Origin of the sequence: Streptomyces sp. NPDC091209 (assembly GCF_044757755.1) — a bacterium.
Lineage (GTDB): Bacteria > Actinomycetota > Actinomycetes > Streptomycetales > Streptomycetaceae > Streptomyces.
This window is the reverse complement of record NZ_JBIVVR010000036.1, coordinates 1-1,429: the sequence shown is the minus strand read 5'-3', so window position 1 is coordinate 1,429 and position 1,429 is coordinate 1. Positions and strand designations below refer to the sequence as shown.

Genomic DNA, 1,429 nt, shown 5'->3' with positions numbered 1-1,429 from the left:
TAGGACTCCGTTAGGTCTATCTCGATCTTGGCGTCGTGCGTGCTGTGGCGGGCAGGGCTTGGTGGCAGGTGGTGCAGACACCGGTCCAGCACCTCAAGACGTCCTGGAGGGTGTCGAGGACTTGGTAGAGGGTGAGGCCGGTGCGGGAACTTTTGGGGCCAGGCGCTGTTCGGTGAGGAAGGCATGGGCGGCGGTCACGAGGGTGACATGGTGGTGCCAGCCGGGCCAGGACCGGCCTTCGAAGTGGTCCAGGCCCAGGCCGTGTTTGAGTTCGCGGTAGTCGTGCTCGATGCGCCAGCGGACCTTGGCCAGACGGACCAGGTCGGTGATGGGGGTGTCGGCGGGCAGGTTGGACAGCCAGTAGTCGGTCGGTGCGTCGGCGTCGGCGGGCCATTCGACCAGCAGCCAGCAGTCGGGCAGGACACCATCCCACCAGCCCTGTTCTGCCGAGGCGGCGGCTCGGATCGGGCGCTCGACGGCCTTGCCGGCCGGGCGGACGCGCATGGCGGCGAAGCGGGAGCGTAACGCCCCTCGCGAGCCGTTCCGCCAGGTGAGAGGGGTGAATGCCCGCTGTCCGAGGCCGACGGCCAAGGCTGCCACGGACGGTGCGGCCTGCCGGTAACGCGGCTGAGGCCAGCAGCCGGTGGCCCCGTTGCGGGCCGGGGCGACGGGCTTGGCGCCGAAGGGGTGGGCACTCACATCCGAGCGGACGGCAAGGACATAGGCAAGTCCACGCTCGGCCAGCGCGGTCCGCAGATGAGCGTTGGTGCCGTAAGCGGCATCGGCCACCACCGCCGGCGGCGTCATGCCCCAGGAGGCGAGAGTGTCGAGCATGTCCAGGGCCAGGCGCCACTTCTCCCGATGCGTGACCTCGGGCGGGACGCGGGTGAGGGCCCGGCGGTCGGTGTCCCAGGCCCATTCCTGGGGCAGGAACAGCCGCCATTGCAGCGGGCAGGACGCGGTGTCGCTCGCCGCGTGAACACTGACAGCGACCTGGCAGTTGGCGCGTTTGCCCAGGGCTCCGCAGTACTGCGGAGCAACACCGACCGACATCTGGCCGTCCTTGGGCACCGACACATCGTCGATCACCCAGGCTGCCGGGTCGATCAGCGGCAGCATGCGTTCGTTGATCCGCCGCTGCACCGGCACGGGGTCCCAGGTCGACTGGTTCACGAACTGCTGCAGGTTCTGCTCGTTGCCGTCCGGCAGCCGCGAGGCCATCGCCTGGATGGACTTGCGGCGTCCGTCCAGCATCAGCCCCCGCAGATAGCAGTCACCCTTGGCCCGCTGGTCCTTGCGCGGCACCGAGGCGAACACATCAGCGACGTATAACGCCAACGTCGCCCGGACACGGTTCACTTCATGTGCGTCCACACACCCAACATGCTCTTGATCAGCACTGATAGGAAGACCTAACGGAGTCCTACTA

Annotated in this window: 1 protein-coding gene; it reads right to left on the bottom strand. The window is 68.2% G+C overall.

Annotated elements, in window-relative coordinates; genetic code table 11:
- Positions 1 to 93: 93 nt before the first annotated feature.
- The gene (locus ACIQRL_RS40820; protein WP_401341424.1) at positions 94 to 1,374 is read right to left on the bottom strand and encodes an IS701 family transposase; all 1,281 of its coding nucleotides are present in this window, start codon (positions 1,372 to 1,374) and stop codon (positions 94 to 96) included.
- Positions 1,375 to 1,429 lie beyond the last annotated feature (55 nt).